The sequence below is a fragment of the Pseudomonas sp. BB438 genome, assembly GCF_057180225.1.
Map to the genome: position 1 here is coordinate 6,025,548 of NZ_CM170001.1, position 25,113 is coordinate 6,050,660.

A 25,113-nucleotide genomic window follows, 5' to 3' on the forward strand; every position below is an offset into this window, starting at 1 on the left:
CGCAGCGGGGCTGTTCGCGAGCAAGCTCGCTCCTGCAAAAAGCGAGAAAAGCGAATTCACAGCTCTTCGCCGTGGCGAATCACGCGCTTGGGCAGGTCGCCGCCGAGCCAGTAGGCGAGTTCGGCGGGACGCTGGATGTCCCAGGCGATGAAGTCGGCGACCTTGCCAGTCTCGAGGCTGCCGTGACTGTCGGCCAAGCCCAATGCTCGCGCGGCGTTGAGGGTGACGCCGGCGAGGGCCTCTTCCGGGGTCAGGCGGAAGGCGGTGCAGGCCATGTTCAGCATCAGGCGCAGGGACAGCGCCGGCGAGGTGCCGGGGTTGAGGTCGCTGGCGATGGCGATGTTCACGCCGTGCTTGCGCAGGGCGTCCATCGGCGGCAGCTGGGTTTCGCGCAGGACGAAGAAGGCACCCGGCAGCAGCACGGCGACGGTGCCGGCCTCAGCCATGGCGATGGCGTCGCTCTCGTCCATGAATTCGAGGTGATCGGCCGACAGCGCGCCGTAGCGCGCGGCCAGGGTGGAGCCGTGCAGCGAGGACAATTGCTCGGCATGCAGCTTCACCGGCAGGCCCAGGCGCTGTGCCGCCTGGAACACCCGCTCGACCTGCGCCGGGGAGAACGCCAGGTGCTCGCAGAACGCGTCCACGGCATCCACCAGCCCCTCTTCGGCCAGCGCCGGGAGGATGCGCGTGCAGACCTGCTCGATGTAGTCGTCGGCGCGGCCGGCGTATTCCGGCGGCAGGGCGTGGGCGGACAGGCAGGTGGTGCGCACCGTCACCGGCAGTTCCTGCTCCAGGCGGCGGGCCACGCGCAGCATGCGCCGCTCGCTGTCCAGGTCCAGGCCATAGCCGGACTTCACTTCAATCACAGTCACGCCATCAGCCAGCAGCGGGCGGGCGCGCTTGATCGCGCTGGCCAGCAGTTCGTCCTCGCTGGCCTCGCGGGTGGCGCGCACGGTGCTGGCGATGCCGCCGCCGGCCGCGGCGATCTCGGCATAGCTGACGCCGTTCAGGCGCTGCTCGAATTCGCCGCTGCGGTCGCCGCCGAACACCAGGTGGGTATGGCAGTCGAGGAAGCCGGGCGTGACCCAGGCGCCGCCCAGGTCGGTGCTCTGCACCGGGCGCTCGGGCAGCTCGGCGCGCGGGCCGATCCAGACAATGTGCTTGCCCTCGGTGATGATCGCGGCGTCCTCGATGATCGAGTAGCGCCCGTCCTTCATGGTCGCGGCGTGGCAGTGTTGCCAGAGGTGTTTCATTGCAGTCTCCCGATGCTCGCGCCGATGCTGTGCAAGACCGCCGGGTTGGCCAGCAGCTCAGCGGCGAGGGCAATGTCCGGCGCGAGCCAGCGGTCGCTGTCATAGGCCGGTACCTGCTCGCGCAGCAGGCTCCAGGCGCAGTCGGTGCCAGCGCCGAAGCGCTGCGGCTTGAGGAATTCGAAGGCCTGGGCGGCCAGCAGGTATTCGATGGCGAGGATGCGCCGGCTATTGTCCAGGGCACGGCCGAGCTTGAGCGCGGCACTGGTGCCCAGGCTCAGGTGATCTTCCTGCAAGCCGGAGGTAACGAAGTTGTCCAGTACGGCGGGCTGCGCCAGTTGACGGTTCTCACCGGCCAGGGAGGCAGCAACGTACTGGGCGATCATCATCCCCGAATTGACGCCCGGCTGGCTCACCAGGAAGGCCGGCAGGCCGCTGACCAGCGGATTCACCAGACGGTCCAGGCGGCGCTCGGAGACGCCGCCCAGCTCCGCCACCGCGATCGCCAGCAGGTCGGCAGCCATGGCCACGGATTCGCCGTGGGGGTTGGCCTGGGACACCACCCGGTAGTCGTCCGGCGTGCCCAGCACCAGTGGGTTGTCGGTGGCGGAGTTGAGTTCGGTCTCGATCTGCCTCGCCGCGTGCTCCAGCTGGTCGCGGCAGGCGCCGTGAATCTGCGGCATGGAGCGGATGCTCAGGGCGTCCTGGGTACGGATGCCCTTGCTGGCGGCGATCACTTCGCTGCCTTCGAGCAGCGCGCGCAGGTTGGCGCCGACCTTCTGCATGCCCGGGTGCGGCTTGAGCGCGATGATCTCGGCGTCGAAGGCATCGATCTGCCCGCGCAGGGCTTCGAAGCTCATGGCACCGATCACGTCGGCCCACTGCGCGAGGCGGGTCGCCTCGTCGAGGGCGAGGCAACTCAGGCCGGTCATGCACGGGGTGCCGTTGACCAGGCAGAGCCCGTCCTTGGCGCCCAGTTGCACCGGCTCCAGGCCTTCGGCGGCCAGCGCGCGGGCCGCGGGTACGACTTCGCCGCGATAGCTCACCTCACCGATGCCCAGCAATGCCACACCGACATGGGCCATGTGGGTCAGGTAGCCCACCGAGCCCTGGGACGGTACGCGGGGGGTGATGCCATGGTTGAGCAGCGCCAGCAGCGATTCCACCACGCGGCGGTGCAGGCCGGACTTGCCGTGGCTGTAGTTGGCGATGGCGGCGGCGATGATCGCGCGAGTCTGTTCGTCCTTGAGCGGCTCGCCCACACCGCAGGCATGACTGAGCAGGGTGTTGCGCGACAGCTGCGCCAGTTGCTCGCCCTGCAGCACCACGTTGCACAGCGCGCCCAGGCCGGTGCTGATGCCATAGGCCCGTTCACCTCGGCTGACGATGCGCTCGACGATGCCGTGGGCGTTGTCGATGCGTGCCCAGGCCGCCGGCGCCAGTTGCAGGCGCGCCCCCTGGCGCGCCACCGCGACCAGGTCCTGCCAGCGCAGCAGGCCGTTGCCGAAGGTGATGATGGAAGCGGACGACATGCGGAACTCCTGTAGGCGGGGAAGCCCCCTTCCCCGCCGGTGAATGACGTTAGATCGCCGCGACGCGGCGCTGGACGAAGCGGTCGACGTACTCGTCGGCGGGCTTGTGCAGGATGTCGGTCGGCGCGCCGACCTGGATCAGTTGGCCGTCCTTGAGGATGGCGATGCGGTTGCCGATGCGCACCGCTTCATCGAGGTCGTGGGTGATGAAGACGATGGTCTTGTGCAGGGTTTTCTGCAGCTCCAGCAACTGGTCCTGCATGTCCGCGCGGATCAGCGGGTCGAGGGCGCTGAAGGCTTCGTCCATGAGGATGATGTCCGTGTCGGCGGCCAGTGCACGGGCCAGCCCGACACGCTGGCGCATGCCGCCGGAGAGCTGGTGCGGGTAGGACTTCTCGTAGCCCTTCAGGCCCACGGTATTGATCCAGTGCAGCGCGCGCTCCTGGCACAGCGCCTTGCTCTCGCCACGAATCTTCAGGCCGTAGGCGACGTTGTCGAGCACGCTCTTGTGCGGCAGCAGGCCGAAGCTCTGGAACACCATGCTGATCTTGCGCCGGCGGAAGTTTTCCAGCGCGGCGGCGTCATAGGCGAGCACGTCCTCGCCATCCACCAGGATCTGCCCGCTGGTGGGGTCGATCAGGCGGTTGAAGTGGCGCACCAGGGTCGACTTGCCCGAACCGGACAGGCCCATGATGACGAAGATTTCCCCGGCCTCGATGGACAGCGAGAGGTCGTTGACGCCGACCACGCAATCGGTGGCGGCGAGTACCTCGGCCTTGCTCTTGCCCTGGCGGATCATGGCCAGCGCGGTGTCGGCCTTGGCGCCGAAGATCTTGTAGACGTTCTTGACCTGGATCTTGCTCATTTGCTGGCCTCATGGTGGCGCGAGCGGCCGTAAGCCTGGGTGATGCGGTCGATGACCACGGCGAGGATGACGATGGCGAGCCCCGCCTCCAGGCCCTTGCCGACGTTGAGCGTCTGGATGCCCACCAGGACGTCCTCACCCAGGCCGCGGGCGCCGATCATCGAGGCGATGACCACCATCGACAGCGCCATCATGGTGGTCTGGTTGATGCCGGCCATGATGCTCGGCAGCGCCAGCGGCAGCTGCACGCCGAACAGTTGCTGGCGGCGGTTGGCGCCAAAGGCAGTGATGGCTTCCATCACTTCGCGATCGACCTGGCGAATCCCCAGGTCGGTCAGGCGGATCAACGGCGGCGCGGCATAGATCACGGTGGCGAAGATCGCCGGTACCTTGCCCAGGCCGAACAGCATCAGTACCGGGATCAGGTACACGAAGCTGGGCATGGTCTGCATGATGTCCAGCATCGGCAGCAGCACGGCGCGGAAGCGGTCGCTGCGTGCGGCGACGATGCCCAGCGGGATGCCGATCAGCACCGAGATGAGGGTGGCGACCATCATCAGCGCGAGGGTCTGCATCAGCTTGTCCCACAGGCCCACGGCGCCCACCAGGAACAGCAGGCCAACGATGACCACGGTCGGCAGGATGCGCCGGGTGGCGTGCCAGGCGATACCGGCGACGATGGCCAGCATCAGCCACCAGGGCGTGGCCCGCAGCACGCTCTCCAGGTTGACGATGGCCCACAGCAGGGTGTCGGAGATGTGGCGGAACACGTCGCCGTAGTTGGTGACCAGGGCATCGACCCAACCGTTGACCCAGTCGGCGATGGAGAAGGTGAAGCGTTCGGGAAACATGGCACGTACTCGTCAGGAGTGGGCATCACCGGGGACGCTGGGCATCCCCGGAATCGGCGGCGTCAGAGCGCGGCCTGGACCTTCTTCGCAGCGTCCTCGCTGACCCAGGTGGTCCACACCTCCGGGTGCTCCTTGAGGAAGGCCTTGGCCAGTTGCTCGGAGGTCAGTTTCTCCTTGGCCATCTTCGCCAGGTTCTGGTTCAGTAGGTCGATCGGCAGGTTGACCTTCTCCAGCACGGCCACCAGTTCCGGGGCCTGGTCGTGGAAGGCCCTGGACAGGCCGACCTGGATCTTCACGTCCTTGTTCACGCCTGGCTCATCCAGCTTCACCAGGTCGGCCTGGCCCATCAGCGGCGTCGGCGACCAGTAATAGAAGAGGATGGGCTCCTTGCGCTTGTAGCTCGACAGCACGGCGGCATCCAGGGCCGGGCCGGTGCCGGGACGGAAGTTGGTGTATTTGTCCTCGAGGCCGTACTTCTTCAGCATCTCGGAGTTCTCCAGCTCGCAGGTCCAGCCGGCGGGGCAGTTGTAGAAGCGGCCCTTGCCCGGCTCTTCCGGATCGCGGAACAGCTCGGCGTACTGGCCCAGGTCAGTCACGGCCTTCAGGTTCGGCGCCTTGGCTTCGATGTTGCGTGCCTTGTCGCCTTCGATCACGAAGCGCGGCACGTACCAGCCTTCGGTCGCGCCGACGATGGGCGCGCCCACACCGACCACCTTGTTGGCGGCGGCGGCCTTGTTCCAGGCATCGCTGCGGCCGACCCACTCTTCACTGAAGATCTGGATGTCGTTGTTCGCCAGCGCCTGCTCCATGGTGATGGAGTTGCCCGGCAGGCTGTCGGTGTCACAGCCGTAGCCGCTCTTCAGGATGATCTGCATGAGGTCGGTGAGCAGCATGCCGCTCTCCCAGTTCAGCCCGGCGAATTTCACCGGCTTGCCACTCTCGCACCAGCCGGCAGCCTGGGCCGAAGCCAGGTTGCCGCCCAGCAGTCCGGCGGACAGGAACAGGCCCAGCAGCGTCTTCTTGGTGTTGTTCATCTGATGCTCCTAAACGTGAATGAGGTTGGGGCAGAGCAAGGACCGCGCCTGCTTGTGGCTGCGCGGCCAGGCCGGTCTGTTCAGGTGCGGGCCGGCAGGATCAGCCGGTCCGGTACTGCCCGCGTGACACGCCGGGCGACCAGGTAATAGAGAACGGCCGGAACCACGAGGCCGATGATCCAGGAGATATCCACGCCACCCAGGGCGTCCACCAGCGGGCCGGTGTAGAACTTGGTGGAGATGAAGGGCAGCTGCACCAGCACGCCGATCACGTAGACGCTGATGCCGGGAAGGTTCCAGCGGCCGTAGCGGCCCTCCGGGTCGGCCAGCGCCGGCACGTCGTAGTGCTCACGGGTGATGCAGTAGTAGTCCACCAGGTTGACCGCGCTCCACGGGGTGAAGAAGGCCAGCAGGAAGAGAATGAAGGACTTGAATGCGCCGAGGAACGAATGCTGGCCGAGCAGTGCGATCAGCGTCGCGGCGCCGACGATCAGCAGGACGAAGACCAGGCGCTGCACACGGCTCACTTCCAGGTGGCCACGGAAGCCGCTGATCACGGTGGCGATGCACATGAAGCTGCCGTAGGAGTTCAGCGTGGAGATGGTGATCTTGCCGAAGGCGATGCTGAAGTACAGCAGCGCGGCCACGGCGCCGCTCCCGCTCAGCCCGACGATGTAGGCCACTTCATGCCCGGCGAACTGGCCGTTGGCCCCGGCGGCGGCGAACACGCCGAAGATCATCGCCACCTGCGCGCCGATCACCGAACCGGCGCCCACGGCGAGGAAGGTCTTCAGCGAGGACGTCCTGCTCGGCAGGTAGCGCGAATAGTCGGCGACGTAGGGACCGAAGGCGATCTGCCAGGAGGCGGCCAGCGACACCGCGAGCAGGAAGCTGCTCCAGCTGAAGTGGCGGATCTGCAGCAGCGCGCCGACATCGCTCTGGCTCATCAGGCGGCTGAACAGGTAGACGAAGGCGATCACCCCGATGACGCTGGCGATGCGGCCGATCAGGTGGATCACCCGGTAGCCGAGTACGGTCACCAGCACGATGACGCTGGCGAACATCAGGATGCCGACGCTGTCGCTGACACCGAACAGTTGCCCCAGCGCCTGGCCGGACAGCACGGTGCCGGTGGCGGTGAAGCCCAGGTACATCAGGCACACCAGCACGATCGGAATGGCCGCGCCATAGACGCCGAACTGCACGCGGCTGGAGATCATCTGCGGCAGGCCGAGCTTGGGCCCTTGCGCGGCGTGCAGCGCCATGACGCCGCCGCCCAGCAACTGACCGATGAGCAGGCCGATCAGCGACCAGAACACATCGCCGCCCAGCACCACGGCCAGGGCGCCCGTGACGATGGCGGTGATCTGCAGGTTGGCCCCCAGCCACAGGGTGAACTGACTGTAGAGCCTGCCGTGGCGCTCGGCCTCGGGGATGTAGTTGATCGAACGCACCTCGATCAGGGGTTTGGAGCTTTCACTGGCCTGGGACATCGTTATTGTTCTCCCGAAGGGATTTCTTGTCTGTCGATGCACTGCTGCTTCACGGACCGGGCCGCCGCACCACGCCGTGCGGCGGCCCCCTCCCTGGTCCTGATTGGCTGCTGCCGGATTATTTCCCGGTGATCATCGGCAGGTTCAGGCCCTGCTCCTTGGCGCAATCAATCGCGATCTGATAACCGGCGTCGGCATGGCGCATCACGCCGGTCCCTGGGTCGTTGGTCAGCACGCGGGCGATGCGCGCCGCGGCTTCGTCGGTACCGTCGCAGACGATCACCATGCCCGAGTGCTGGGAGAAGCCCATGCCCACGCCGCCGCCGTGGTGCAGCGACACCCAGGTGGCACCGCTGGCGGTGTTCAGCAGGGCGTTGAGCAGCGGCCAGTCGGACACGGCGTCGGAGCCGTCGCGCATGGCTTCGGTCTCGCGGTTCGGGCTGGACACCGAGCCGGAGTCGAGGTGGTCGCGGCCGATCACGATCGGCGCCTTCAGCTCGCCGCTGCGCACCATCTCGTTGAACGCCAGGCCCAGCTTGGCGCGCTGGCCCAGGCCGACCCAGCAGATGCGCGCCGGCAGGCCCTGGAAGCTGATGCGCTCCTTGGCCATGTCCAGCCAGCGGTGCAGGTGGGCATCATCGGGGATCAGTTCCTTCACCTTGGCGTCGGTCTTGTAGATGTCCTCGGCGTCGCCCGACAGCGCGGCCCAGCGGAACGGACCGACACCACGGCAGAACAGCGGGCGGATATAGGCCGGGACGAAGCCGGGGAAGTCGAAGGCGTTGGACACGCCCTCTTCCTTGGCCATCTGGCGGATGTTGTTGCCGTAGTCGAAGGTCGGGATGCCCTGCTTCTGGAATTCCAGCATGGCGTTGACGTGCACGGCCATGGACTGCTTGGCGGCTTTCACCACGGCAGCTGGCTCGGTCTGCGCGCGGTCACGGTACTGCTCCCAGGTCCAGCCAGCCGGCAGGTAGCCGTTGAGCGGGTCGTGGGCGGAGGTCTGGTCGGTGACCATGTCCGGGCGCACGCCGCGCTTGAGCAGTTCCGGGAGGATTTCCGCGGCGTTGCCCAGCAAGGCGATGGAGATGGCCTTGCCTTCGGCGGTGTACCGGGCGATACGCGCCAGGGCGTCGTCGAGGTCCTTGGCCTGCTCATCGACATAGCGGCTGGCGAGGCGGAAGTCGATGCGGCTCTGCTGGCACTCGATGTTCAGCGAGCAGGCGCCGGCCAGGGTCGCGGCCAGCGGCTGGGCGCCGCCCATGCCGCCCAGGCCGGCGGTGAGAACCCAGCGGCCCTTGAGGTTGCCGTCGTAGTGCTGACGGCCGGCCTCGACGAAGGTTTCGTAGGTGCCCTGGACGATGCCCTGGCTGCCGATGTAGATCCAGGAACCGGCGGTCATCTGGCCGTACATGGCCAGGCCCTTGGCATCCAGTTCGTTGAAGTGCTCCCAGTTGGCCCAGTGCGGCACCAGGTTGGAGTTGGCGATCAGCACGCGCGGAGCGTTGGCGTGGGTCTTGAAGACGCCGACCGGCTTGCCGGACTGTACCAGCAGGGTCTCGTCTTCATTCAGTTCCTTCAGGGTCTCGACGATCTTGTCGTAGCACTCCCAGTTGCGCGCAGCGCGGCCGATGCCGCCGTACACCACCAGTTCCTTCGGGTTCTCGGCGACTTCCGGGTCGAGGTTATTCATCAGCATGCGCAGCGGCGCTTCGGTCAGCCAGCTCTTGGCGTTCAGTTGGGTGCCGCGCGGGGCACGGATTTCGACGTCGCGGAATTTGGTCACGGAAGGCTCCTTCGCTTGCTCGGATCGATAAGCCGGTGAGGGCTTGGCGGTTCGTTCGATGGTCTCGAAGGGCTCGAAACCATCATGTCTATGCTTGTATGTACAAGTATAAGCAAAGCGAGGGCCAATATTGGCTGGCGAGCCGTTCGGCCAGTCGGCCACTTGCTTCATCTTATTGATTTATAAGATATAAAAAGTGGAAGCTGGGATTCGTGAAAGGCTGTTAGCCATTGCCGTCTTTCAGACAATTGCACCAGAAGAAGGCTTCGCTGCACCGTTTCGTTGCGTTCGGTAACACCGCACGCTACCAAGGCACACAGGTTGTATAGACAAGCGTATCGGCGCGAGATTGGGGTGCAGCGTCCCCCGGATAAACCCTCTCCCCCGCCCTCTCCCTGAAGGGAGAGGGAGCTATCCGTGACGACTGACGCTGAGGTTTCACCCTTCACCGAACGGTCCCCTCTCCCTTCAGGGAGAGGGTTAGGGAGAGGGAACGCCCAGCACCATCAACTTCACCTAGGCACCCGCTCACTTCAACGCCGCATCGAGCCTCGCCGCCGCGTCCGCCGACACCCACCTCGTCCACAGCTCGCGGTGCTCACGGAAGAATTTCGCCCGCACCTCCGCCACGTCCCGGTGGTGCTCAGCCATGTCCGCCAGCAGCGCGTTGAACAGCGGCAGTGGCAGATCGACCTTCTCGAATACCTGCACCAAAGCCGGCGCCTTGTCATGGAACTCGCGGGACACACCGATGCTGATCTTCGCCGGCAGCGAGCGCGAGCCCTTGGGAGTGGGGTTGTTCGGGTCGGTCAGGGTCTTCCAGGCCGCCTCATCGAACGGCGGCTCCTCCAGCTGCACCAGCTTGAAACGTCCCAGCAGTGGCGTCGGCGCCCAGTAATAGAAGAGTACCGGCCGGCCCTGGGCGATGGCCGAGCTGATCGCCGCGTCCAGTGCAGGGCCGGCCCCCGTGCGGAAGTTCACGTAGCTGCTCTCCAGCCCATAGGCCTTGAGCTTCTGCGTGTTGACGATCTCGCAGGTCCAGCCGGTGGGGCAGTTGTAGAAGCGGCCCTTGCCCGGTTCCTCGTCATCCTTGAACAGCGTCTTGTACCTGGGCAGGTCGCTGACGGACTTCAGGTCCGGCGCGGAGGCCTTGATGCCCCGTTTGGCATCACCGTGCACCACGTAATCAGGCACCCACCAGCCTTCATTGGCGCCCTTCACCGTCTCGCCCACGGAGAACACCTGGCCGGCCTTCTCCGCCTGCTGCCAGACGGTACTGCGCCCGGCCCACTGCTCGCCGGTGACCTGGATATCGTTCTGCTTCAGCGCGTTCTCCATGGTCACGGTGTTACCCGGCACGGCGTCGGTCTCACAGCCGTAACCCTTCTCCAGGATGAAGCGCAGCATCTCGGTGGTGAACATGCCGCTCTCCCAGTTCAGCCCGGCGAATACCACAGGTTTCGGATAAGGGCAGCCGGCGGCAAGGGTTTGCGCGCAGAGCCCGAAGGCCAGCAGCAGGGCGAACAGGCAACGGGGGGCGGACATGGGCGTCTCCGGGGCGCGTTGATGTCCCATTGGGTGTAGCCGCCGATCCACGATTTGCCCACGACCACCGGACTGGAAATGCCACCGGCGGTGACATTCACTTTCATCTGAATCGCTTCACAACGCGGCTGTCGACGCGGGGCCGGGCCCTGGCGCGCCATGGCACAGCGATTGCTATACCTGTATATACAGGAACAATCAACGGTAACACTTCACCGCTCCCAGGATGCCGACATGCCCGAAACCCTGCTCCTGACGCCCGGCCAGTTCGACCTTGACCAGCTGCGCGCCATCTACCAGCACCAACCCGACCTGCAGCTCGCGGACCAATGCCGCGAAGCCATTCTGCGCAGCGCGCAGACCGTCAGCCAGATCATCGCCGACCAGCGCACGGTCTACGGCATCAACACCGGCTTCGGCCTGCTGGCGCGCACCTCCATCGCCGACGATCAGCTTGCCACCCTGCAGCGCAACCTGATCCTCTCCCACTGCACCGGCACCGGCCCGCTGCTGGACGACGCCAGCGTGGCACTGATCATGGCGCTGAAGATCGGCTCCCTGGCGCGCGGCTTCTCCGGCGTCGGCCTGCCGGTGATCGAGACACTGCTCAGGCTGTACCGCGCGCGGGTCTACCCGTGCATCCCGTCGCAGGGCTCGGTGGGCGCCTCGGGCGACCTCGCGCCCCTGGCGCACCTGTCCTCGACCCTGCTCGGTGTCGGCCAGGTGCGCCATGAAGGGCGCATTCTCGAAGCCGCCGAGGGCCTCGCCATCGCCGGCGCCGAGCCGCTGGTGCTGGGGCCCAAGGAAGGCCTGGCGCTGATCAACGGCACCCAGGTATCCACCGCGCTGGCCCTGCGCGGGCTGTTCGCGGCGGAAAAGCTGTTCATCTCGGCGGTGGTCGCCGGCAGCCTGACGGTTGAAGCGCTGAAGGGTTCGTTCGTCCCCTTCGATGCGCGGATCCAGGAAGTGCGCGGCCAACCGGGGCAGATTGCGGTCGCCGCGCTGTACCGGGAGCTGCTGCACGACAGCCCGATCAACCAGTCGCACATCGACTGCAAGCGCGTGCAGGACCCGTACTCGCTGCGCTGCCAGCCGCAGGTGATGGGCGCCTGCCTGGATCACCTGCGCTTCTCTGCCGGGGTTTTCCTGCGCTAGGCCAATGCCGTTTCCGACAACCCGCTGGTGTTCAGCGCTGACGGCGATGTGCTGTCAGGCGGTAACTTCCATGCCGAGCCGGTAGCCATGGCCTCGGACGTGCTGGCGCTGGCGATCGCCGAGATCGGCGCGCTGTCCGAGCGGCGCATCGCCCAGCTGGTGGACCCGGCGATGTCCGGGCTGCCGGCCTTCCTGGTCAAGGAAGGTGGGCTGAACTCCGGGTTCATGATCGCCCAGGTCACCTCGGCGGCGCTGGCCTCGGAAAACAAGACCTGGGCCCACCCGGCCTCGGTGGACAGCCTGCCAACCTCGGCGAACCAGGAAGACCATGTCTCCATGGCCACCTTCGCCGCGCGCCGCCTGCAGGATATGGCGGCCAACAGCGCCGGGGTGGTCGCCATCGAACTGCTCGCCGCCGCTCAGGGCGTGGACTTCCACGCGCCGCTGCAGAGCTCGCCGCAGCTGCAGGAAGTGCGCACGCTGATCCGCAGCCAGGTGCCGCATTACGAGCAGGACCGCTACTTCGCCCCTGACATCGCTGCTGCGCGGGCGTGGGTGGAGGACGGGGTGATGAGTCGGTGGATCGGCTATTCGCGGTTGTATGCCTGACCTGACGTCGATGGCCCGTTGCGCCATAGCGGGCGTGGCCCGCGAACAGCGCCTGTAAGGTGCTTTTTCCGGGCCGTGGAATAGTTGATGGGTATCGCTTCGCTCCACGCCATCCTACAAATGCAAAGGGCGCCTCCCGGCGCCCTTTCTGTTCAGCGTGCTTCGAGTTCGATCACGCAGATATCCGCATTGCCCGACACTGTCAGCCGCCACTCACGCAACGCGCCGTCGCCTTCGGCAACCAGCATGTCATGCAGTCCCAGCACGCCACTGGCCGCGCCGTTCAGGCTGGCGTGGATGCCCTCGCCCGCGCTGAACAGCAACACCGTCGATGCACTACTGAAGAAGTGCGCCGCGCCGTCGAGCTTCAGCCATTGCAGGCGCGCCCGGTAACGGCTCGGCGAATAGATCAGGTTGAAGTCGCGGATCGCGCCGCCCAGCAGCGTGCAATCCACCGCGCTGGCGCCATCGAAGGCGAAGGCGTCGAGTGCGCGCAGGTCGCGGGAAGAGTCGCCATCCACATTCAGGCGCATGCCCTGGCCTTCCAGCACGCTGATGATGCGCTGATAACCGGTGAACGCGGAGAACGGTCCTGGCGCGCCGACGTCGGCGATGGACACACGCCAGCCGAAGCCTTCCAGGCCGTTGCCGGCGTCGCGGACAATTTCGCGGGTGGTGCCCGCGCCGTTCTTCCAGGGCATCGCCGGGTAGTCGGCGGCGCGCAGCAATCTGATTGCAGTCATGAACTGAAACGTCCTTCCAGGCGGTAGCGCGAGCCCGGGTACAGCAGGCGCGCGCTGGTGACGGTATTGCGCCCGGACCAGGTGCGCCGGCGGATCAGCAGGCACGGCTCGTGGCGGTCGACGGAGAGCAGCTTGCATTCCTCGGGGCTGGGCAGCACCGCCTCGACGACGTGCTCACCCTCGCTCAGCGGCGCGACTTGGGTCAGGTAGGCGAACGGCGTCTGCCCGGTGAAATCCTGCTTCAGGTAATCCGGCGCCACGGCCGCGTTGACGTAGCGGTCCTCGATCTGCACCGGGATATCGTTTTCGTAGTGCACGATGATCGAGTGGAAGATGCGCTGGCCCTCGCGCACGTCCAGCGCCAGGGCGCGCTCGGCACTGGCGAGCTCCTCCAGCAGGCTGATCACCACGAGATGATGCTTGTGGCCGCGGGCGGTGATTTCCTCGGCGATGTTCTGCACCTGAAACAGCGCCGACTGGCCCTTGGGCTCGGCGACGAAAGTGCCCACGCCCTGCATGCGCACCAGCAGCCCGTCGGCAGTGAGCTCGCGCAGCGCGCGGTTGATGGTCATGCGGCTGACGCCCAATTCGGCGACCAGCTCCGCTTCGGACGGCACGCGATGGTGCGGCGGCCAGGTACCGGACTGGATTTGCTGGATGATCATCTGCTTGACGCGGGCATACAGCGGCGCGGGAATTTCCCCCATCTGCGCGGCGAGCGACGAACCCTCGGCGGGCGGGGTAGGCGTGGGCGATGCGGGCACGGGAAACTCCTTGTCGTGGCGACGGTACTCATTTTTGAGCGCGACTGCGGTCTGACTCCGGCATGTACCGGATTCGACCCGTGCATACAAGTCCTGAGACGACCGTCGGGTGCCTGGCAGTTTACGGTCTCGGCAAACGTCTGTATATGTATATACAAATTCCAAGAAACCTGCGAGGAGCCGCGCATGTCCGTCCTGTTCGCCGAATCCGCCCTGCTGCCCTCCGGCTGGGCGCGCCATGTCCGCCTCGAGATCGATGCCAACGGTCTGTTCACCGCGATCACCCCGGACGCCAGCGCAGAGGGCGCAGAACGGACTTCCGGGCCAGTGCTGGCAGGCATGCCGAACCTGCATTCGCACGCCTTCCAGCGCGCCATGGCGGGCCTGGCGGAAGTCGCCGGCAACCCCAACGACAGTTTCTGGACCTGGCGCGACCTGATGTACCGCCTGGTCGGCCGCCTCTCGCCCGAGCAGGTCGGGATCATCGCCCGCCAGCTCTACATCGAGATGCTCAAGGCCGGTTACACCGGCGTCGCCGAATTCCACTACGTGCACCACGACGTCGATGGCAAGCCTTACGCCAACCCGGCGGAGCTTGCCCTGCGCGTCAGCCAGGCGGCGACGGACGCCGGCATCGGTCTGACCCTGCTGCCGGTGCTCTACTCCCATGCCGGTTTCGGCGGCCAGGCCCCCAGCGAAGGCCAGCGCCGCTTCATCAACAGCACGGAAAACTACCTGAAGCTGATCGATGGCCTGCGCGGGCACCTGGCGACGCAGCCGCAGCAGGGCCTCGGCCTGTGCTTCCACTCCCTGCGCGCCGTGACGCCGCAGCAGATCAGCGAGGTGCTGGGCGCCGACTCCAGCGGTTGCCCGGTGCACATCCACATTGCCGAGCAGCAGAAGGAAGTCGACGACTGCCTGGCCTGGAGCGGTCGCCGTCCGCTGCAATGGCTGTACGAAAACATCGCGGTGGACGAACGCTGGTGCCTGGTGCATGCCACCCACGCGGAACCCGATGAAGTGACGGCCATGGCCCGCAGCGGCGCGGTGGCTGGCCTCTGCCTGACCACCGAGGCGAACCTGGGCGACGGCATCTTCCCGGCCGTGGACTACCTCGCCCAGCACGGCCGTTTCGGCATCGGCTCCGATAGCCATGTCTCGCTCAGCGTGGTCGAGGAACTGCGCTGGCTGGAATATGGCCAGCGCCTGCGTGACCAGCGGCGCAACCGCCTCTACGGGCAGGACCAGCCAATGGTCGGTCGCACCCTGTTCGACGCGGCACTGGCCGGCGGCGCCCAGGCCCTCGGCCAGCCCACGGGTGGCCTGGCGGTGGGCAAGCGCGCCGACCTGCTGGTACTCGATGGCGGCGATCCTTACCTGCAGACCGCCCGTGGCGACGCCATCCTCAACCGCTGGCTGTTTGCCGGCGGTGATCGGCAGGTTCGCGATGTGATGGTGGGCGGCCAGTGGCGCGTGCGCAACGGCAAGCATGCGCTGGAAGAACAGAGCTCCCGTGCGTTCGCTGGCGTGCTCCGCGAGCTGCTGGACTGAAATAACCTAGCAGGAGCGAGCGCTCGCAACATGCCCCATGAAAAAACGCCCCTCGGGGCGTTTTTTCGTCAGGGCGCGGAGGAGGTTTCCCCGGCTCGCCAGATCAGGTCGTCGGTCTGGTAACCGCGCTCGTGCGCCAGCTCCAGCAGTTTCATGCGGGTAGCGTCCGGCACCACCGGCTGGCGCGAGAGCAGCCAGAGGTACTCACGATTGGGATTGCCCACCAGCGCGGTCTGGTAGTCGTCGTCGACGTAGAGCACCCAGTAGTCGCCCTTGGCGAGGGCGGGGAAGATCCGCGAGAAGGTGTTGTCGAAACGCACCCAGAGCTTGTCGGTACGGCCCGGCACCTGCGCTTCGGCGCGGCCGGTCGCCTGGTCCCACTGGCCATCCTTCGTCAGGCAGCGATTGGTCACCGCGATGCTGGCGTCGGCCTGCAGTCGGTAATGGGCTTCGGATTGCACGCACTGGCGCTGGAAGAACATCGGCTTGCGCCCCAGTTCGTACCAGGTGCCCTCGTAGCGCTTGAGATCGACCTGCACGGTCTGCGGCGGTTGCTGGGTGGAACCGGCGCAGCCGCTCAGCACGAGGAGGCAGACCAGCCAGGTGATGGATCGACGCATTCGCTTCTCCTTGGCTGCCTGCCCTGCCAGGGCAGCAGTTACTTCAGGCCCTGGGCGGAGAACAGCAGCACTTTGTCGCCAGCGTACTGGATACTGATGAAGGCCTTGTCGTCACCCCAGGTGCAGCTGGAAACGCCCAGTGCGCCGGAACATTCGGCAGGCTTGCCGAGCAGGTCCTCGACTTCGGCCTTGGTCATGCCGGTTTTGATCTTGGAATAGTTCTCCTGGTTCACTTTGCTGCAAGCAGCCAGGACGACACAGAACGCGACGAGCACGAGGCGGCGGAAGGACATCGACAACTCCATTGTTTGGGGGGCAGGCCAACAAGCTTGGCACAGGGCGACCGATTCGGCCGCCGGGTTGGAGTCAGAAACGTGAGCCAGGTTCCGTGAGGAACTGCGCTTCTTCAGCCGTGGACTCACGCCCCAGGATGAGGTTGCGGTGGGGGAAGCGACCGAAGCGCTCGATCACCACCTGATGCTTGCGCGCGTAGGCAAGGTAGCCGGCGAACAGCACTTTTTCGCTGTCGCTGGATTCAGCCTGGAGTGCTTCGTACAGGCGCACCGCCTCGTTCTGGCAGGCCAGGTCTTCGGCATGCTCCAGGACGATGTAGACGAACACCCGCTCGATGCGCGGCAGCTGGCGGTCAAAACCGGCCTCCAGACCCTGGCGCACCAGTTGCTGGGCGCGGGCGTCACCGGCGTAGGCGCGCGGGGTATCGCGGAAGACCATGCGCGGCAGCTGGTCCAGCAGCAGGATCAGCGCCAGCCAGCTCTGCGGCTCGCGCTCCCACTCCTGCAGGGCACCGTCCAGGGCCTGGCGCACCAGGCCGCCGAAACGGTTTTCAGAGTCCACGTCCTGGCAGGCGCTCTTGCCGAACCACAGCGCATTGCGCTGGGCGGCGACTTCGCTGGCATCCAGCGCGCTGCCGAACCACCAGTCCAGCAGCGCTTGCCAGGGCGCGGTAGCCATCAGCCTTCCTGATGGTAGGCGGTGGCGCGCTCGACTTCCTCCTTGGAGCCCAGGAACACCGCAACGCGCTGGTGCAGGTTCTCCGGCTGGATGTCGAGGATGCGCTGGTGGCCGTTGGTGGCGGCGCCACCGGCCTGCTCGATGATGAAGGACATCGGGTTGGCTTCGTACATCAGGCGCAGCTTGCCGGGCTTCTCCGGCTCACGGGAGTCGCGCGGGTACATGAAGACGCCACCGCGGGTCAGGATGCGGTGCACGTCGGCCACCATGGAGGCGATCCAACGCATGTTGTAGTTCTTGCCCAGCGGGCCTTCCTTGCCTGCCAGCAGTTCGCTGACGTAGCGCTTCACCGGGGCTTCCCAGTGGCGCTCGTTGGACATGTTGATGGCGAATTCGGCGGTGCTGGTGGGAACGGTGATGTTCTCGTGGGTCAGCACGAAGCTACCCAGCTCGCGGTCCAGGGTGAAGCCCTTCACACCGTTGCCGAGGGTCAGGATCAGCATGGTCTGCGGACCGTAGATGGCGTAGCCGGCGGCAACCTGGGTGGTACCCGGCTGGAGGAAGGCTTCCTCGCGCAGACTGTCGTTCTGGCTCAGGTCCTCCTGCGGGCAGCGCAGCACGGAGAAGATGGTGCCGACCGAGACGTTGACGTCGATGTTGGAGGAGCCGTCCAGCGGATCGAAGACCAGCAGGTAGGCGCCCTTGGGGTACTTGCCCGGAATCTGATAGGGATGGTCCATTTCCTCGGACGCCATGCCGGCCAGATTGCCGGCCCATTCGTTGGCTTCCAGGAGGATCTCGTTGGAGATCACGTCCAGCTTCTTCTGCACTTCACCCTGCACGTTCTCGGTACCCATGCTGCCTAGAACGCCGCCCAGGGCGCCCTTGGAGACGGCATGGCTGATTTCCTTGCAGGCGCGCGCTACTACCTCGACGAGGAAGCGCAGGTCGGCCGGGGTGTTGTGACTGCGGGTCTGCTCGATCAGGTAGCGGCTCAGGGTAACGCGGGACATGGAAGGCTCCGGGGGAGAAGGTAGAAAAAATCAGGGCGCATTCTAGCGTGGAAACGTCCGCGACGCCTCCTTGCGCGGAGGCTCGCCGAATGCTTGGAGCCCATTACGCACGGGCAGTTCCCAACGCCAATCAGGCCCCGCGACCTTCGGCCGCGCGGCGTGCAGTCCACTGCTAAAGCAGGCGGGGTAACGGCCGCAACCAACCGTCACCCCGCCACGCTCGCCTCAGACGATCAGAAGTCCAGGCTCAGCGCCAGGTTCACGCCCTGGGCCAGGTCGTCGCTGCTGCGGTGCGCGCTGTAGCCGCCGCGCAGCGACAGCTCCGGGGTCAGCTTCTGGGCGAAGCCGATGGTGGCACGCTGCAGGTGGCTCTGCGGGGTGTAGCCCTGCAGGCTGAAGCCGACGTCCGGCAGGCTGGTGAAGTTCATCCCGATGTTCTGGGTGTCGTCGGCGTATTCGCGCTCCACGGCAACCTCGCCGAACAGCTGGGTTTCCTGGGACAGGTCCAGCTTGCCCTGCAGGCCGACGCCAAGACGGCGGGAGTAGCGGTTCTGCTCGTCATAGGCCAGCGCGGTGGAGCGGCCGCTGCCCTCTTCGTAGCCATCCACTTTCACCCGTGCCCAGTCGGCGCTGACGAAGGGCGACAGGTGCCAGTTCTCGCCGCCCTGGGCGATGTCGTAGCCCAGGCGTCCGCTGAAGGCCAGCAGGTTGCCGTCGGTATCGGCCTTCTCCTCGACCTCGTGGTTGATGATGGAGAACTTGCGGTTCGCATCGTCGAAGTCGAGCTTGCCGCCAGTCACCGAAGCATCGGCCCACCAACGGTTCTGCTGGAACTGCACGAACAGGCTGCCCAGGTAGCTGTTGAGCCTGTAGTCGGAGTCATCCGCGCCCAGTTCCAGTTTCTGCCGGTAGAAGCCGAGGGAGCCGCCGACGCGCCAGGCATCGTCGAGGCGGTAGCTGGTGCCCAGAGTCAGGTTGGCGCCGTAGCCGGATCCATCGGCCGCGCTGTCCTGGTCGTCGTAGTCCAGGTGCTGCGCACCGCCGGTGACGAAGCCGCGCCATTGGCCAGTGCCCTGCCAGTTCTCCCAGTCCGCCAGCCATTGGCTGCGCAGTTGGTCCTGGTAGGCGTTGTAGGTGCCCAGAGCCATCTCCGGCAGCAGGGTCGCTTCCCACGGAGCGGAGAGCACCGAGTAGGCGTAGTCGGCAATCAGCGTCTGGCCGGCGATGGTCGGGTGCACGCCGTCGTTGAAGATCAGCTTGGTCGGATCAGGGCTGCTGCCGTGGCGGCCGTAGACGGCGTTCTCCGGGCAGCTGTTGCCGCTGAAGCAAGTGCCGACCAGATTCTGGCCGGTGGCCAGGCCGTAGGCGCCCGGGTTGGCCAGCACTTCCTTGAACATCGCCGGGATGTTCAGCGGGATGACGTTGGCATTGGAGGCGGCCAACTGGCTGACCAGTTCTTCGTTGAAGATGCCCGACAGCTGGGTCCCGATACCCTGCAGCGCGGTGCCATTGGTGGCCGGCGTCTGGCCCAGGTCAGGCAGCAGCCAGACCATGATGTAGCGCGCCCCGGCGTTGTGCAGCGCATCCACGCTATCCACCAGTCGGCCGGCAGCGGCACGGGCAGTGGGATCGTTGGTAATGCGCAACTGGAGGAAGTCGTTGCCGCCCCCGGTGAGGTAGTACAGCGCGTTCGGGTCGGCGCGGTTGTTCACCAGATAGCCGTCGCGGGTACGGCTGTCGGCGCCGGCAGTGACCGTCGAGCCACCGGCAGCGGTGATGGAGTCGTAGATCTGGTCGGTGCGGTAGCCGCCGACCGCCCAGTTGTTGCCGTCCACGGTACCGGGGACCAGCGAGGTCGAAGGGTTCAGGTCGGCGGCATTGATGCCCAGCTTGCCGCCCAGGATCATCGGTGCAGTGGGGCCGAAGATCTCGCCACTCCCATCGAGATAGGTGGGGCCGACACGGTTGGTGAAGCGGGTGCTGGCGCCAGCGGGGCCGCCGGCATCGGGGAATTGCCCCGAGTCGCTCAGGCTGTCGCCGAAGACGACCAGGGTGGAATACGGCGAAGGGGCTGCGGAGGCCTGCGCGGCAATCGCCATGACGCACGCGGCCGCCAGCGGGGTGAGCGCCTTTCTGATCATTCTGCTACTCCATGCTTGTTGTTATTCGGGCAATCAGAACAACCAAGACAGTATCAGAATTTCTACAGGCGACACCCCTATCTTGCGGCGATCCGCGTCGATCAGCTCGCCTGGCGGTTGCTTCGCAGCAGGCTCAGCGCCATCAGCGCAAGCAGGCCCACACCCGCCAGCAACAGCGCCCACAAGCCATAGCGTTTCCAGTGGGTATCGGCTTTCGCTGCATTGGCCGGCAATTGTGTCGACGGTGCCTGCAGAGTGCCCTTGAGCCGGGCCTCGCCCATGCTCGCCAGGCGCTTGGGTTCGTAGCCGGGCACCAAGGTACCCAGCGGCAGGCTGCCATCAGTGACCGAACCGCTGCCCACTGCCAGTTCGTAGGGTGCGCCACCGCGGGCGAGGAACACCAACTCGCTGGCCCGCACGCCGACGCTCAGGTGCGCCGTCGAGCCACCCAGACCGCCCCCGCGCGAATCCACCTGCAGGCGCAGCTGGCCCAGCGTGGTGCCGGGCAGCTCCAGCTCTTCCTGGGTGATTTCACCGCCCTGCCCTGGCAGGCGATACAGCACCCCGCGCGCCAGCGGGGCCCACTGGACGTTGCCGTCGTGGCGACCGGAAATCACCACCGGCGCCAGGGTATTGGCCTGCTGCAGCGGAATCCGCACACGTTCCACCGGCAGCGCCAGCGGCAGGTTCCAGCTGAAATCCCCGTTGTTGTCGGCCTGGGCCGCCAAGGGTTCGGACCAGAGCATCGGCACCGGGCCGCTACTGCTGCGGCTGCCACTGAGCGTGGCGCCGACCAGCTGCGCCGCCTGCTCGGGCGACTCCCACCACAGGCGCAGGTAGCGCGCCGCCTCGCCGGGCAGAGCGATGTCGTTCTGCTCGATGCGCTGGCCGTTGAAGTCGAGCCGCGCCAGTTGCCCTTCGCCCAGGGAACGCCAGTGTTCCAGATCATCGCTGGCCTCGATGCGCAGGCGCTGGAAGCCGTCGCTGTCGGCGGTCCAGTCCAGTTGCAGGCGGTCCAGCGGCAGGTCACCGGAGCCAGTCTCCAGCAACCAGCCGCGCAGCACCTGGGTCTTGTCCTGCGTCGGCGCGGTGGGGGTGATTTCCAGGATGGTGCCCGTGGTGCTGCGGACGATCTTCAGGTTGTCGCCGGCCGCGCTCCCCGACGCCCCGCGCAACGGGAAAATGCGCGCCTGCACTTCGCTGCGCACTTCCTTCTCGCTGGCCGAGCTGGTGCGCAGGCTGTAGGGCAGCGCCTCGCCTTCGGCGTTGAAGATCCGCACATCGCGCAGGTCGCCATGGCGCGCGGCGAACAGCACGTCGATGGGCAATTGCACGCGGTACCAAGGGCCATCGCCGGAGACCTCCAGCGGCACACGGTTGATGAAATCCGCCGGAGTCGGCGCGGCACTGGCGTGACCGCCCAGCAGGCAGGCGCCGGTGAGCAGTACGAGGGTATTCAGCTTCATGCGGAGGGTTGCTCCTGTTGCGATGACTCTTCGGGCTCGGCGCGCCGTGGCGGCAGCGGCGCGAAGTAGCCGACGATCAGCATCAGCACGCCGACGCCAATGAAGGAAATGATGCGCTCCAGGCTGCCACCGCTGGCGCGGTCGACGAGGAACAGCTTGATCACCACGACCACCAGCAGCACCGCACCGACCAACCAGAAGTCGCGGCGGCCGCGCAGGTGCCCGGCGATCATCAGGCCCAGGGCGATCAGCGCCCAGACGATGGACAGCCCGGCCTGCACCAGCATGGACTGGCTCAGTGCGTCGGACTCGAACGGCACGCCGCCCCAGTGATGCGCCGTGCGGCACACCGCCATGGTCAGCAGGGCGAACAGCGAAGCCCCGAGCACCGCCTGCACCGGCAGGCGCAGGGTCGACTCCGCCACGCCCAGTTGCGGCAGGCCCAGGCGCGTCCACTGGAAGATCGCCGCGAGCACGATCAGCATGCCCAGCTCCAGCGGGTTCACCAGCGGCAGGTAAGGCAGCGGATCGGCCGCGCCATTGCTGAACAGGTTGACCAGCCAGAACCAGCCCAGCAGCGCCAGGGCAACGGGCGCGGCGGCAATGGCACGGTACTCGCGCTCGAAGGCCGCCACCGGCCACGGCAGACGGGCGACGCCGCCCATGAGGATCAGGAACAGGCTCGGCACCAGCGCCCAGCCCAGCCAGCGCCACGCGTTGTAATGCTCGGCCAGGGCGAAGAACAGGTAGCGCAGCTCCAGTGCCAGCACCCCAAGGATCAGCCAGCAGCCCAGCACATGGGCCGCCCGTGCACCGAGGCGCGGCAGCAGTGCGTCGAGACGGCGCAGCACAAGGAAGTGAACGACGAACACCGCCAGCCAGCCGAGCCAGCCCAGCTCTGCCAACGGGTGGTATTGCAGGTTCCAGGCACTGGCCAGCGCGACCAGCGCAACCGGCACCAGCGCCAGGCACAGCAGCGCCAGCGCGCGCCACTGCTCGCGGCGCGCCAGCAGCGACCAGAGGCCGACGCTGACCGCTGCCACCAGCAGCGCCACATGCTCACGCATCTCGCTGGGTACAAAGCGGGCAATTTCCCAGACAGCGGTCAGCGCCCACCAGCCAGCGCCCCACACCAGCAGCAGTTGCGACAGCTGCTCCAGACCAAGGCCGCCCAGCGCCAGGTTGCGCTCGCGCTCGCTGGACCGGTGCAGGCGCCAGGCGCCGATCATCGCGGCCAGCGCCAGCACTGCCGGCGTCCAGAAGCCCATATGCGCCAGCGGTTTCAGCCCCTCGCTGGGCAGATCGCCGAACAACGCCGAGCCGCCAAGCAGGAAGGCACCCGCACCAACCACCTGCAGCGCCAGGCCGAAGACAAAGGCGGCGCGCTGCTGCAATTGCAGGCTCAGCCAGAGGATCAGCAGGCCGCTGCCGGCCCAGACGGCGGCGGCGGTCTGCCACGGCAGCACGAACAGCACGGCGAGGTTGATGAAGGCCAGCCCGAGCAGCAGGACGATGCTCAGACCGAGCATCAACCGGCGGTCGTCACGCACCAGCGGATCCCGCGCGGCGATCAGCATGCCGGCGATCAGCGCCAGGCCGACCAGCGAGGCCGTCACCAGCCCGCGCCAGCCGGAACCGAGCACGCCACTGCCCTCCTGCGCGCCGTGCAGATGCAGGAGGAACACCGCCCCGCCCAGCAACTGCACCGCGAAGGCGCAGGCCAGGAATGTCCGCGAGCGCAGGCGCAGCGCAGCGAACAGGGTGGCCAGCCCAGCCACGGCCCAGGTCATGGCCGTGCCGTCCGCGCCCATCAGCAGTGGCGCGATCAGGTAGAGGAAGCCCAGCCCGAATACGGCCAGTACCGGGCGAACGTTCGGCTCCCAACTGCGCAGGACCTGTGGATCCGCGTTGCGCAGATTCCAGAAGCTGAACAGCAGGGCCACGCCGAGCATCAGCGCGCCCAGCGGCGCACCGTCGAGCAGCGTCAGCGACTGCGGGTCATCATGCAAACCGTCAAGAAACGCCAGTGCTGCACCGATCTGCAACAGCAGGGCGAAGATGCGTGCCAGCGGCCGCTGCTGGCGCAAACCGAGCCAGAAGATGCCGGCGCCTTCCACCGCCCAGGCGGCGGAAGTCCAGCGTGCGTCCAGGCCCAGCGGGATCGCCAGGGTGCCGAACACCACGCCCAGCGCCAGGCAGGTTTCCACCAGCAGCAGCGCGCGGCCGGCGGTGCGCCCGGCCAGCAGGCGGGCGAGGACCATGTAGAACAGCCCCAGCGCCAGCGCGCTGAACGCTGCGCCGAATTCGAGGTGCTGGACGATCGCGTACTGCAGGCCGAACCCCACCAGCGGCGTGCCGAACAGCACGGTGCCGTCGACGTAGTCGGTCTGCCGCGCCGACCAGCGCAGCAGCGCTTCGCGGGAATCGTCCTCCGGCGCGCCCGCGGCCTCGCGCAGGCGACGACGGGCAAACAGCAGGCCGATGGCGACGTAGGTGAGGAAGAACAGGATCAGGAAGGGCTCTGTGGTGGCGAACAACTCCGGCTTGTACGAGCGCAGTCCCCAGGCCAGGCCGATGCCGAAGGTGCCGAAGAAGCCGATCAGGTTGAGCATCCGCCACGCCTTGAACCAGGCGATGGCGAAGATACCGGCGTTGAGCAGGGCAAAGTAGCTGAACAGCGCGACATGGCTGCCACCACCGGTGGATGCCAGGATCGGCGCGGCGAAGCCGCCCAGCGCGGCGGCTGCGGCGAGGCCCAGGGCGTCCTGCAAAATCGCGAGGATCGCCGAGAACAGGGTGACCGCCACCAGCAGGACGAAGCCGGCCTTCGGGTCGATCAACACGTCGCCATGGTTCATCGCCGGGTACAGCTTGATGCTGGCGAACACCGTCAGGTAGAGCACGGCCACGCCGGCCCCCTGGAGAATCAGCGCGTAGGCCGGTCGCCGATGGCGCAGCCACCAGCCCAGCCCGAGCAGCGCCAATGCAGCGGCGGCGGTGCCGATATACGGCCCCTGCGGCGGCATGGTCATGCCTTCGGTGGCGTAGCGCAGCAGGAAGGCCAGGCCGAGGAACAGCAGCACGACCCCGACACGCAGCACGGTGTTGCCGCCCAGCAGCCAGTCGCGGGCGGCGCCGAAGGCGCGGTCGAACAACGACGGAACGGGCGGAACCGGCGGCAGCGGCGGCGCGGCAGGAGCTGGCGGCGCCTGAACCTCGGGCTCGTCGACGCGAGCATGGGCAGCAGGCTTCTGCATCGGCTCGAGCACCAGGTCCGACCACTCGACGGGCGCGTCCACCCGCGCGGCGGCCGCTGGTGCGGGCGCCAGCGTATCGGCCGGCAGTTCTATGCTCCAGTCCAGCTCAGTGGCGGCAGCTCCGCTGGCGGCGACATCGACCTCGGGCTCGACCTGGACCTCGACCTCGACCGGCGCTACCGGCATCTCGGGCGCGACATACTCGACGCTCGCCGGCGGCGCTTGCCCGGCGGAACCGCGCTCCACCTGGAGCAGCCGCTCGTAGAGTACCTTGGTGCCCTGGTCGAAGCGCTCGCCGAAGGCCTTCAGCTCACCGCGAAGGCTGGCGTTCTCCCGCTTCAGGCTGTGCAGCGCAAAGGTCTGTCCCAGCGCGAGACCCACCACCGCGCCCAATACAGCGCCGGTGATCGACTCGCCCGCAGCGGCGCCGAAGACCAGGCCGACCAGCATGAAAATCCATTGCATG

General features: G+C 66.8%; 18 protein-coding genes and 1 pseudogene. 2 read left to right on the forward strand and 17 right to left on the reverse strand.

Annotated elements, in window-relative coordinates; genetic code table 11:
• Window positions 1-56: 56 nt before the first annotated feature.
• From hutI to AC1ZV1_RS27785, 8 genes are all read right to left on the reverse strand, one after another.
• Window positions 57-1,253 (reverse strand): imidazolonepropionase, encoded by a 1,197-nt coding sequence (hutI, locus tag AC1ZV1_RS27750; RefSeq protein ID WP_484294565.1) that lies wholly within the window; start codon window positions 1,251-1,253, stop codon window positions 57-59.
• Window positions 1,250-2,782, reverse strand: a complete 1,533-nt coding sequence (gene hutH, locus AC1ZV1_RS27755) for a histidine ammonia-lyase (RefSeq protein ID WP_484294566.1) — start codon at window positions 2,780-2,782, stop codon at window positions 1,250-1,252. Before hutH (AC1ZV1_RS27755) ends, hutI begins: the two co-directional genes overlap by 4 nt.
• 49 nt (window positions 2,783-2,831) lie before the next feature.
• A complete protein-coding gene (locus AC1ZV1_RS27760; RefSeq protein ID WP_484294567.1) occupies window positions 2,832-3,647 on the reverse strand; it encodes a quaternary amine ABC transporter ATP-binding protein in 816 nt (271 codons plus the stop codon).
• On the reverse strand, window positions 3,644-4,498 hold the full coding sequence (locus AC1ZV1_RS27765) for an ABC transporter permease (RefSeq protein WP_138213885.1): 855 nt from the start codon (window positions 4,496-4,498) through the stop codon (window positions 3,644-3,646). Before AC1ZV1_RS27765 ends, AC1ZV1_RS27760 begins: the two co-directional genes overlap by 4 nt.
• Window positions 4,499-4,560: 62 nt before the next feature.
• Window positions 4,561-5,532 carry an ABC transporter substrate-binding protein gene (locus AC1ZV1_RS27770; RefSeq protein ID WP_484294568.1) on the reverse strand — a complete coding sequence of 324 codons (972 nt, stop codon included), beginning with the start codon at window positions 5,530-5,532 and terminating at the stop codon, window positions 4,561-4,563.
• 80 nt (window positions 5,533-5,612) lie between these two features.
• Complete coding sequence (locus tag AC1ZV1_RS27775) at window positions 5,613-7,025, reverse strand: purine-cytosine permease family protein (protein WP_484294569.1); 1,413 nt, start codon at window positions 7,023-7,025, stop codon at window positions 5,613-5,615.
• A gap of 118 nt (window positions 7,026-7,143) precedes the next feature.
• On the reverse strand, window positions 7,144-8,811 hold the full coding sequence (hutU, locus tag AC1ZV1_RS27780; protein ID WP_484294570.1) for a urocanate hydratase: 1,668 nt from the start codon (window positions 8,809-8,811) through the stop codon (window positions 7,144-7,146).
• A gap of 528 nt (window positions 8,812-9,339) precedes the next feature.
• Window positions 9,340-10,356: an ABC transporter substrate-binding protein gene (locus tag AC1ZV1_RS27785; protein WP_484294571.1), complete on the reverse strand. Its 1,017-nt coding sequence runs from the start codon at window positions 10,354-10,356 to the stop codon at window positions 9,340-9,342.
• 234 nt (window positions 10,357-10,590) lie between these two features.
• Between AC1ZV1_RS27785 and hutH (AC1ZV1_RS27790) the strand changes: the two are divergent.
• Window positions 10,591-12,120 (forward strand): annotated as a pseudogene (gene hutH, locus AC1ZV1_RS27790) (histidine ammonia-lyase).
• A 152-nt stretch (window positions 12,121-12,272) separates the two neighbouring features.
• Here hutH (AC1ZV1_RS27790) and AC1ZV1_RS27795 read toward each other — a convergent pair.
• Both AC1ZV1_RS27795 and hutC read right to left on the reverse strand, forming a co-directional pair.
• Window positions 12,273-12,863, reverse strand: coding sequence for a HutD/Ves family protein (locus tag AC1ZV1_RS27795; RefSeq protein ID WP_484294572.1), 591 nt, complete (start codon window positions 12,861-12,863; stop codon window positions 12,273-12,275).
• On the reverse strand, window positions 12,860-13,570 hold the full coding sequence (gene hutC, locus AC1ZV1_RS27800) for a histidine utilization repressor (protein ID WP_484297654.1): 711 nt from the start codon (window positions 13,568-13,570) through the stop codon (window positions 12,860-12,862). Before hutC ends, AC1ZV1_RS27795 begins: the two co-directional genes overlap by 4 nt.
• A 243-nt stretch (window positions 13,571-13,813) precedes the next feature.
• Between hutC and AC1ZV1_RS27805 the strand changes: the two genes are divergently transcribed.
• Window positions 13,814-15,178, forward strand: coding sequence for a formimidoylglutamate deiminase (locus AC1ZV1_RS27805; protein ID WP_484294573.1), 1,365 nt, complete (start codon window positions 13,814-13,816; stop codon window positions 15,176-15,178).
• Between the two features lie 68 nt (window positions 15,179-15,246).
• Here the strand turns inward: AC1ZV1_RS27805 and AC1ZV1_RS27810 are convergent, their stop codons facing one another.
• From AC1ZV1_RS27810 to AC1ZV1_RS27840, 7 genes are all read right to left on the reverse strand, one after another.
• On the reverse strand, window positions 15,247-15,798 hold the full coding sequence (locus AC1ZV1_RS27810; protein ID WP_484294574.1) for a lipocalin family protein: 552 nt from the start codon (window positions 15,796-15,798) through the stop codon (window positions 15,247-15,249).
• Window positions 15,799-15,836: 38 nt separating this feature from the next.
• Window positions 15,837-16,091: an outer membrane protein assembly factor BamE domain-containing protein gene (gene bamE, locus AC1ZV1_RS27815; protein WP_484294575.1), complete on the reverse strand. Its 255-nt coding sequence runs from the start codon at window positions 16,089-16,091 to the stop codon at window positions 15,837-15,839.
• 73 nt (window positions 16,092-16,164) lie between these two features.
• Window positions 16,165-16,770, reverse strand: a complete 606-nt coding sequence (locus AC1ZV1_RS27820) for a DUF924 family protein (protein ID WP_484294576.1) — start codon at window positions 16,768-16,770, stop codon at window positions 16,165-16,167.
• The gene (locus tag AC1ZV1_RS27825) at window positions 16,770-17,783 is read right to left on the reverse strand and encodes a class 1 fructose-bisphosphatase (protein WP_484294577.1); all 1,014 of its coding nucleotides are present in this window, start codon (window positions 17,781-17,783) and stop codon (window positions 16,770-16,772) included. The genes AC1ZV1_RS27820 and AC1ZV1_RS27825 overlap by 1 nt, the downstream gene beginning before the upstream one ends.
• A 233-nt stretch (window positions 17,784-18,016) precedes the next feature.
• A complete protein-coding gene (gene estP, locus AC1ZV1_RS27830; protein ID WP_484294578.1) occupies window positions 18,017-19,924 on the reverse strand; it encodes an esterase EstP in 1,908 nt (635 codons plus the stop codon).
• 101 nt (window positions 19,925-20,025) lie between these two features.
• Window positions 20,026-21,390 (reverse strand): DUF3999 domain-containing protein, encoded by a 1,365-nt coding sequence (locus AC1ZV1_RS27835; RefSeq protein ID WP_484294579.1) that lies wholly within the window; start codon window positions 21,388-21,390, stop codon window positions 20,026-20,028.
• A complete protein-coding gene (locus AC1ZV1_RS27840; RefSeq protein ID WP_484294580.1) occupies window positions 21,387-25,112 on the reverse strand; it encodes a DUF2339 domain-containing protein in 3,726 nt (1,241 codons plus the stop codon). The genes AC1ZV1_RS27835 and AC1ZV1_RS27840 overlap by 4 nt, the downstream gene beginning before the upstream one ends.
• Window position 25,113 lies beyond the last annotated feature (1 nt).

What these genes read in the sequence shown, in the direction of transcription:
- hutI (WP_484294565.1), bottom strand. Translation starts at nt 1,253, where the DNA reads ATGAAACACCTCTGGCAACACTGCCACGCCGCGACCATGAAGGACGGG.
- AC1ZV1_RS27775 (WP_484294569.1), bottom strand. Translation starts at nt 7,025, where the DNA reads ATGTCCCAGGCCAGTGAAAGCTCCAAACCCCTGATCGAGGTGCGTTCG.
- AC1ZV1_RS27810 (WP_484294574.1), bottom strand. Translation starts at nt 15,798, where the DNA reads ATGCGTCGATCCATCACCTGGCTGGTCTGCCTCCTCGTGCTGAGCGGC.
- AC1ZV1_RS27805 (WP_484294573.1), top strand. Translation starts at nt 13,814, where the DNA reads ATGTCCGTCCTGTTCGCCGAATCCGCCCTGCTGCCCTCCGGCTGGGCG.
- AC1ZV1_RS27840 (WP_484294580.1), bottom strand. Translation starts at nt 25,112, where the DNA reads ATGCAATGGATTTTCATGCTGGTCGGCCTGGTCTTCGGCGCCGCTGCG.
- hutH (WP_484294566.1), bottom strand. Translation starts at nt 2,782, where the DNA reads ATGTCGTCCGCTTCCATCATCACCTTCGGCAACGGCCTGCTGCGCTGG.
- AC1ZV1_RS27835 (WP_484294579.1), bottom strand. Translation starts at nt 21,390, where the DNA reads ATGAAGCTGAATACCCTCGTACTGCTCACCGGCGCCTGCCTGCTGGGC.
- AC1ZV1_RS27765 (WP_138213885.1), bottom strand. Translation starts at nt 4,498, where the DNA reads ATGTTTCCCGAACGCTTCACCTTCTCCATCGCCGACTGGGTCAACGGT.
- estP (WP_484294578.1), bottom strand. Translation starts at nt 19,924, where the DNA reads ATGATCAGAAAGGCGCTCACCCCGCTGGCGGCCGCGTGCGTCATGGCG.
- AC1ZV1_RS27820 (WP_484294576.1), bottom strand. Translation starts at nt 16,770, where the DNA reads ATGGCTACCGCGCCCTGGCAAGCGCTGCTGGACTGGTGGTTCGGCAGC.
- hutC (WP_484297654.1), bottom strand. Translation starts at nt 13,570, where the DNA reads ATGGGGGAAATTCCCGCGCCGCTGTATGCCCGCGTCAAGCAGATGATC.
- AC1ZV1_RS27785 (WP_484294571.1), bottom strand. Translation starts at nt 10,356, where the DNA reads ATGTCCGCCCCCCGTTGCCTGTTCGCCCTGCTGCTGGCCTTCGGGCTC.
- AC1ZV1_RS27760 (WP_484294567.1), bottom strand. Translation starts at nt 3,647, where the DNA reads ATGAGCAAGATCCAGGTCAAGAACGTCTACAAGATCTTCGGCGCCAAG.
- AC1ZV1_RS27770 (WP_484294568.1), bottom strand. Translation starts at nt 5,532, where the DNA reads ATGAACAACACCAAGAAGACGCTGCTGGGCCTGTTCCTGTCCGCCGGA.
- AC1ZV1_RS27795 (WP_484294572.1), bottom strand. Translation starts at nt 12,863, where the DNA reads ATGACTGCAATCAGATTGCTGCGCGCCGCCGACTACCCGGCGATGCCC.
- bamE (WP_484294575.1), bottom strand. Translation starts at nt 16,091, where the DNA reads ATGTCCTTCCGCCGCCTCGTGCTCGTCGCGTTCTGTGTCGTCCTGGCT.
- AC1ZV1_RS27825 (WP_484294577.1), bottom strand. Translation starts at nt 17,783, where the DNA reads ATGTCCCGCGTTACCCTGAGCCGCTACCTGATCGAGCAGACCCGCAGT.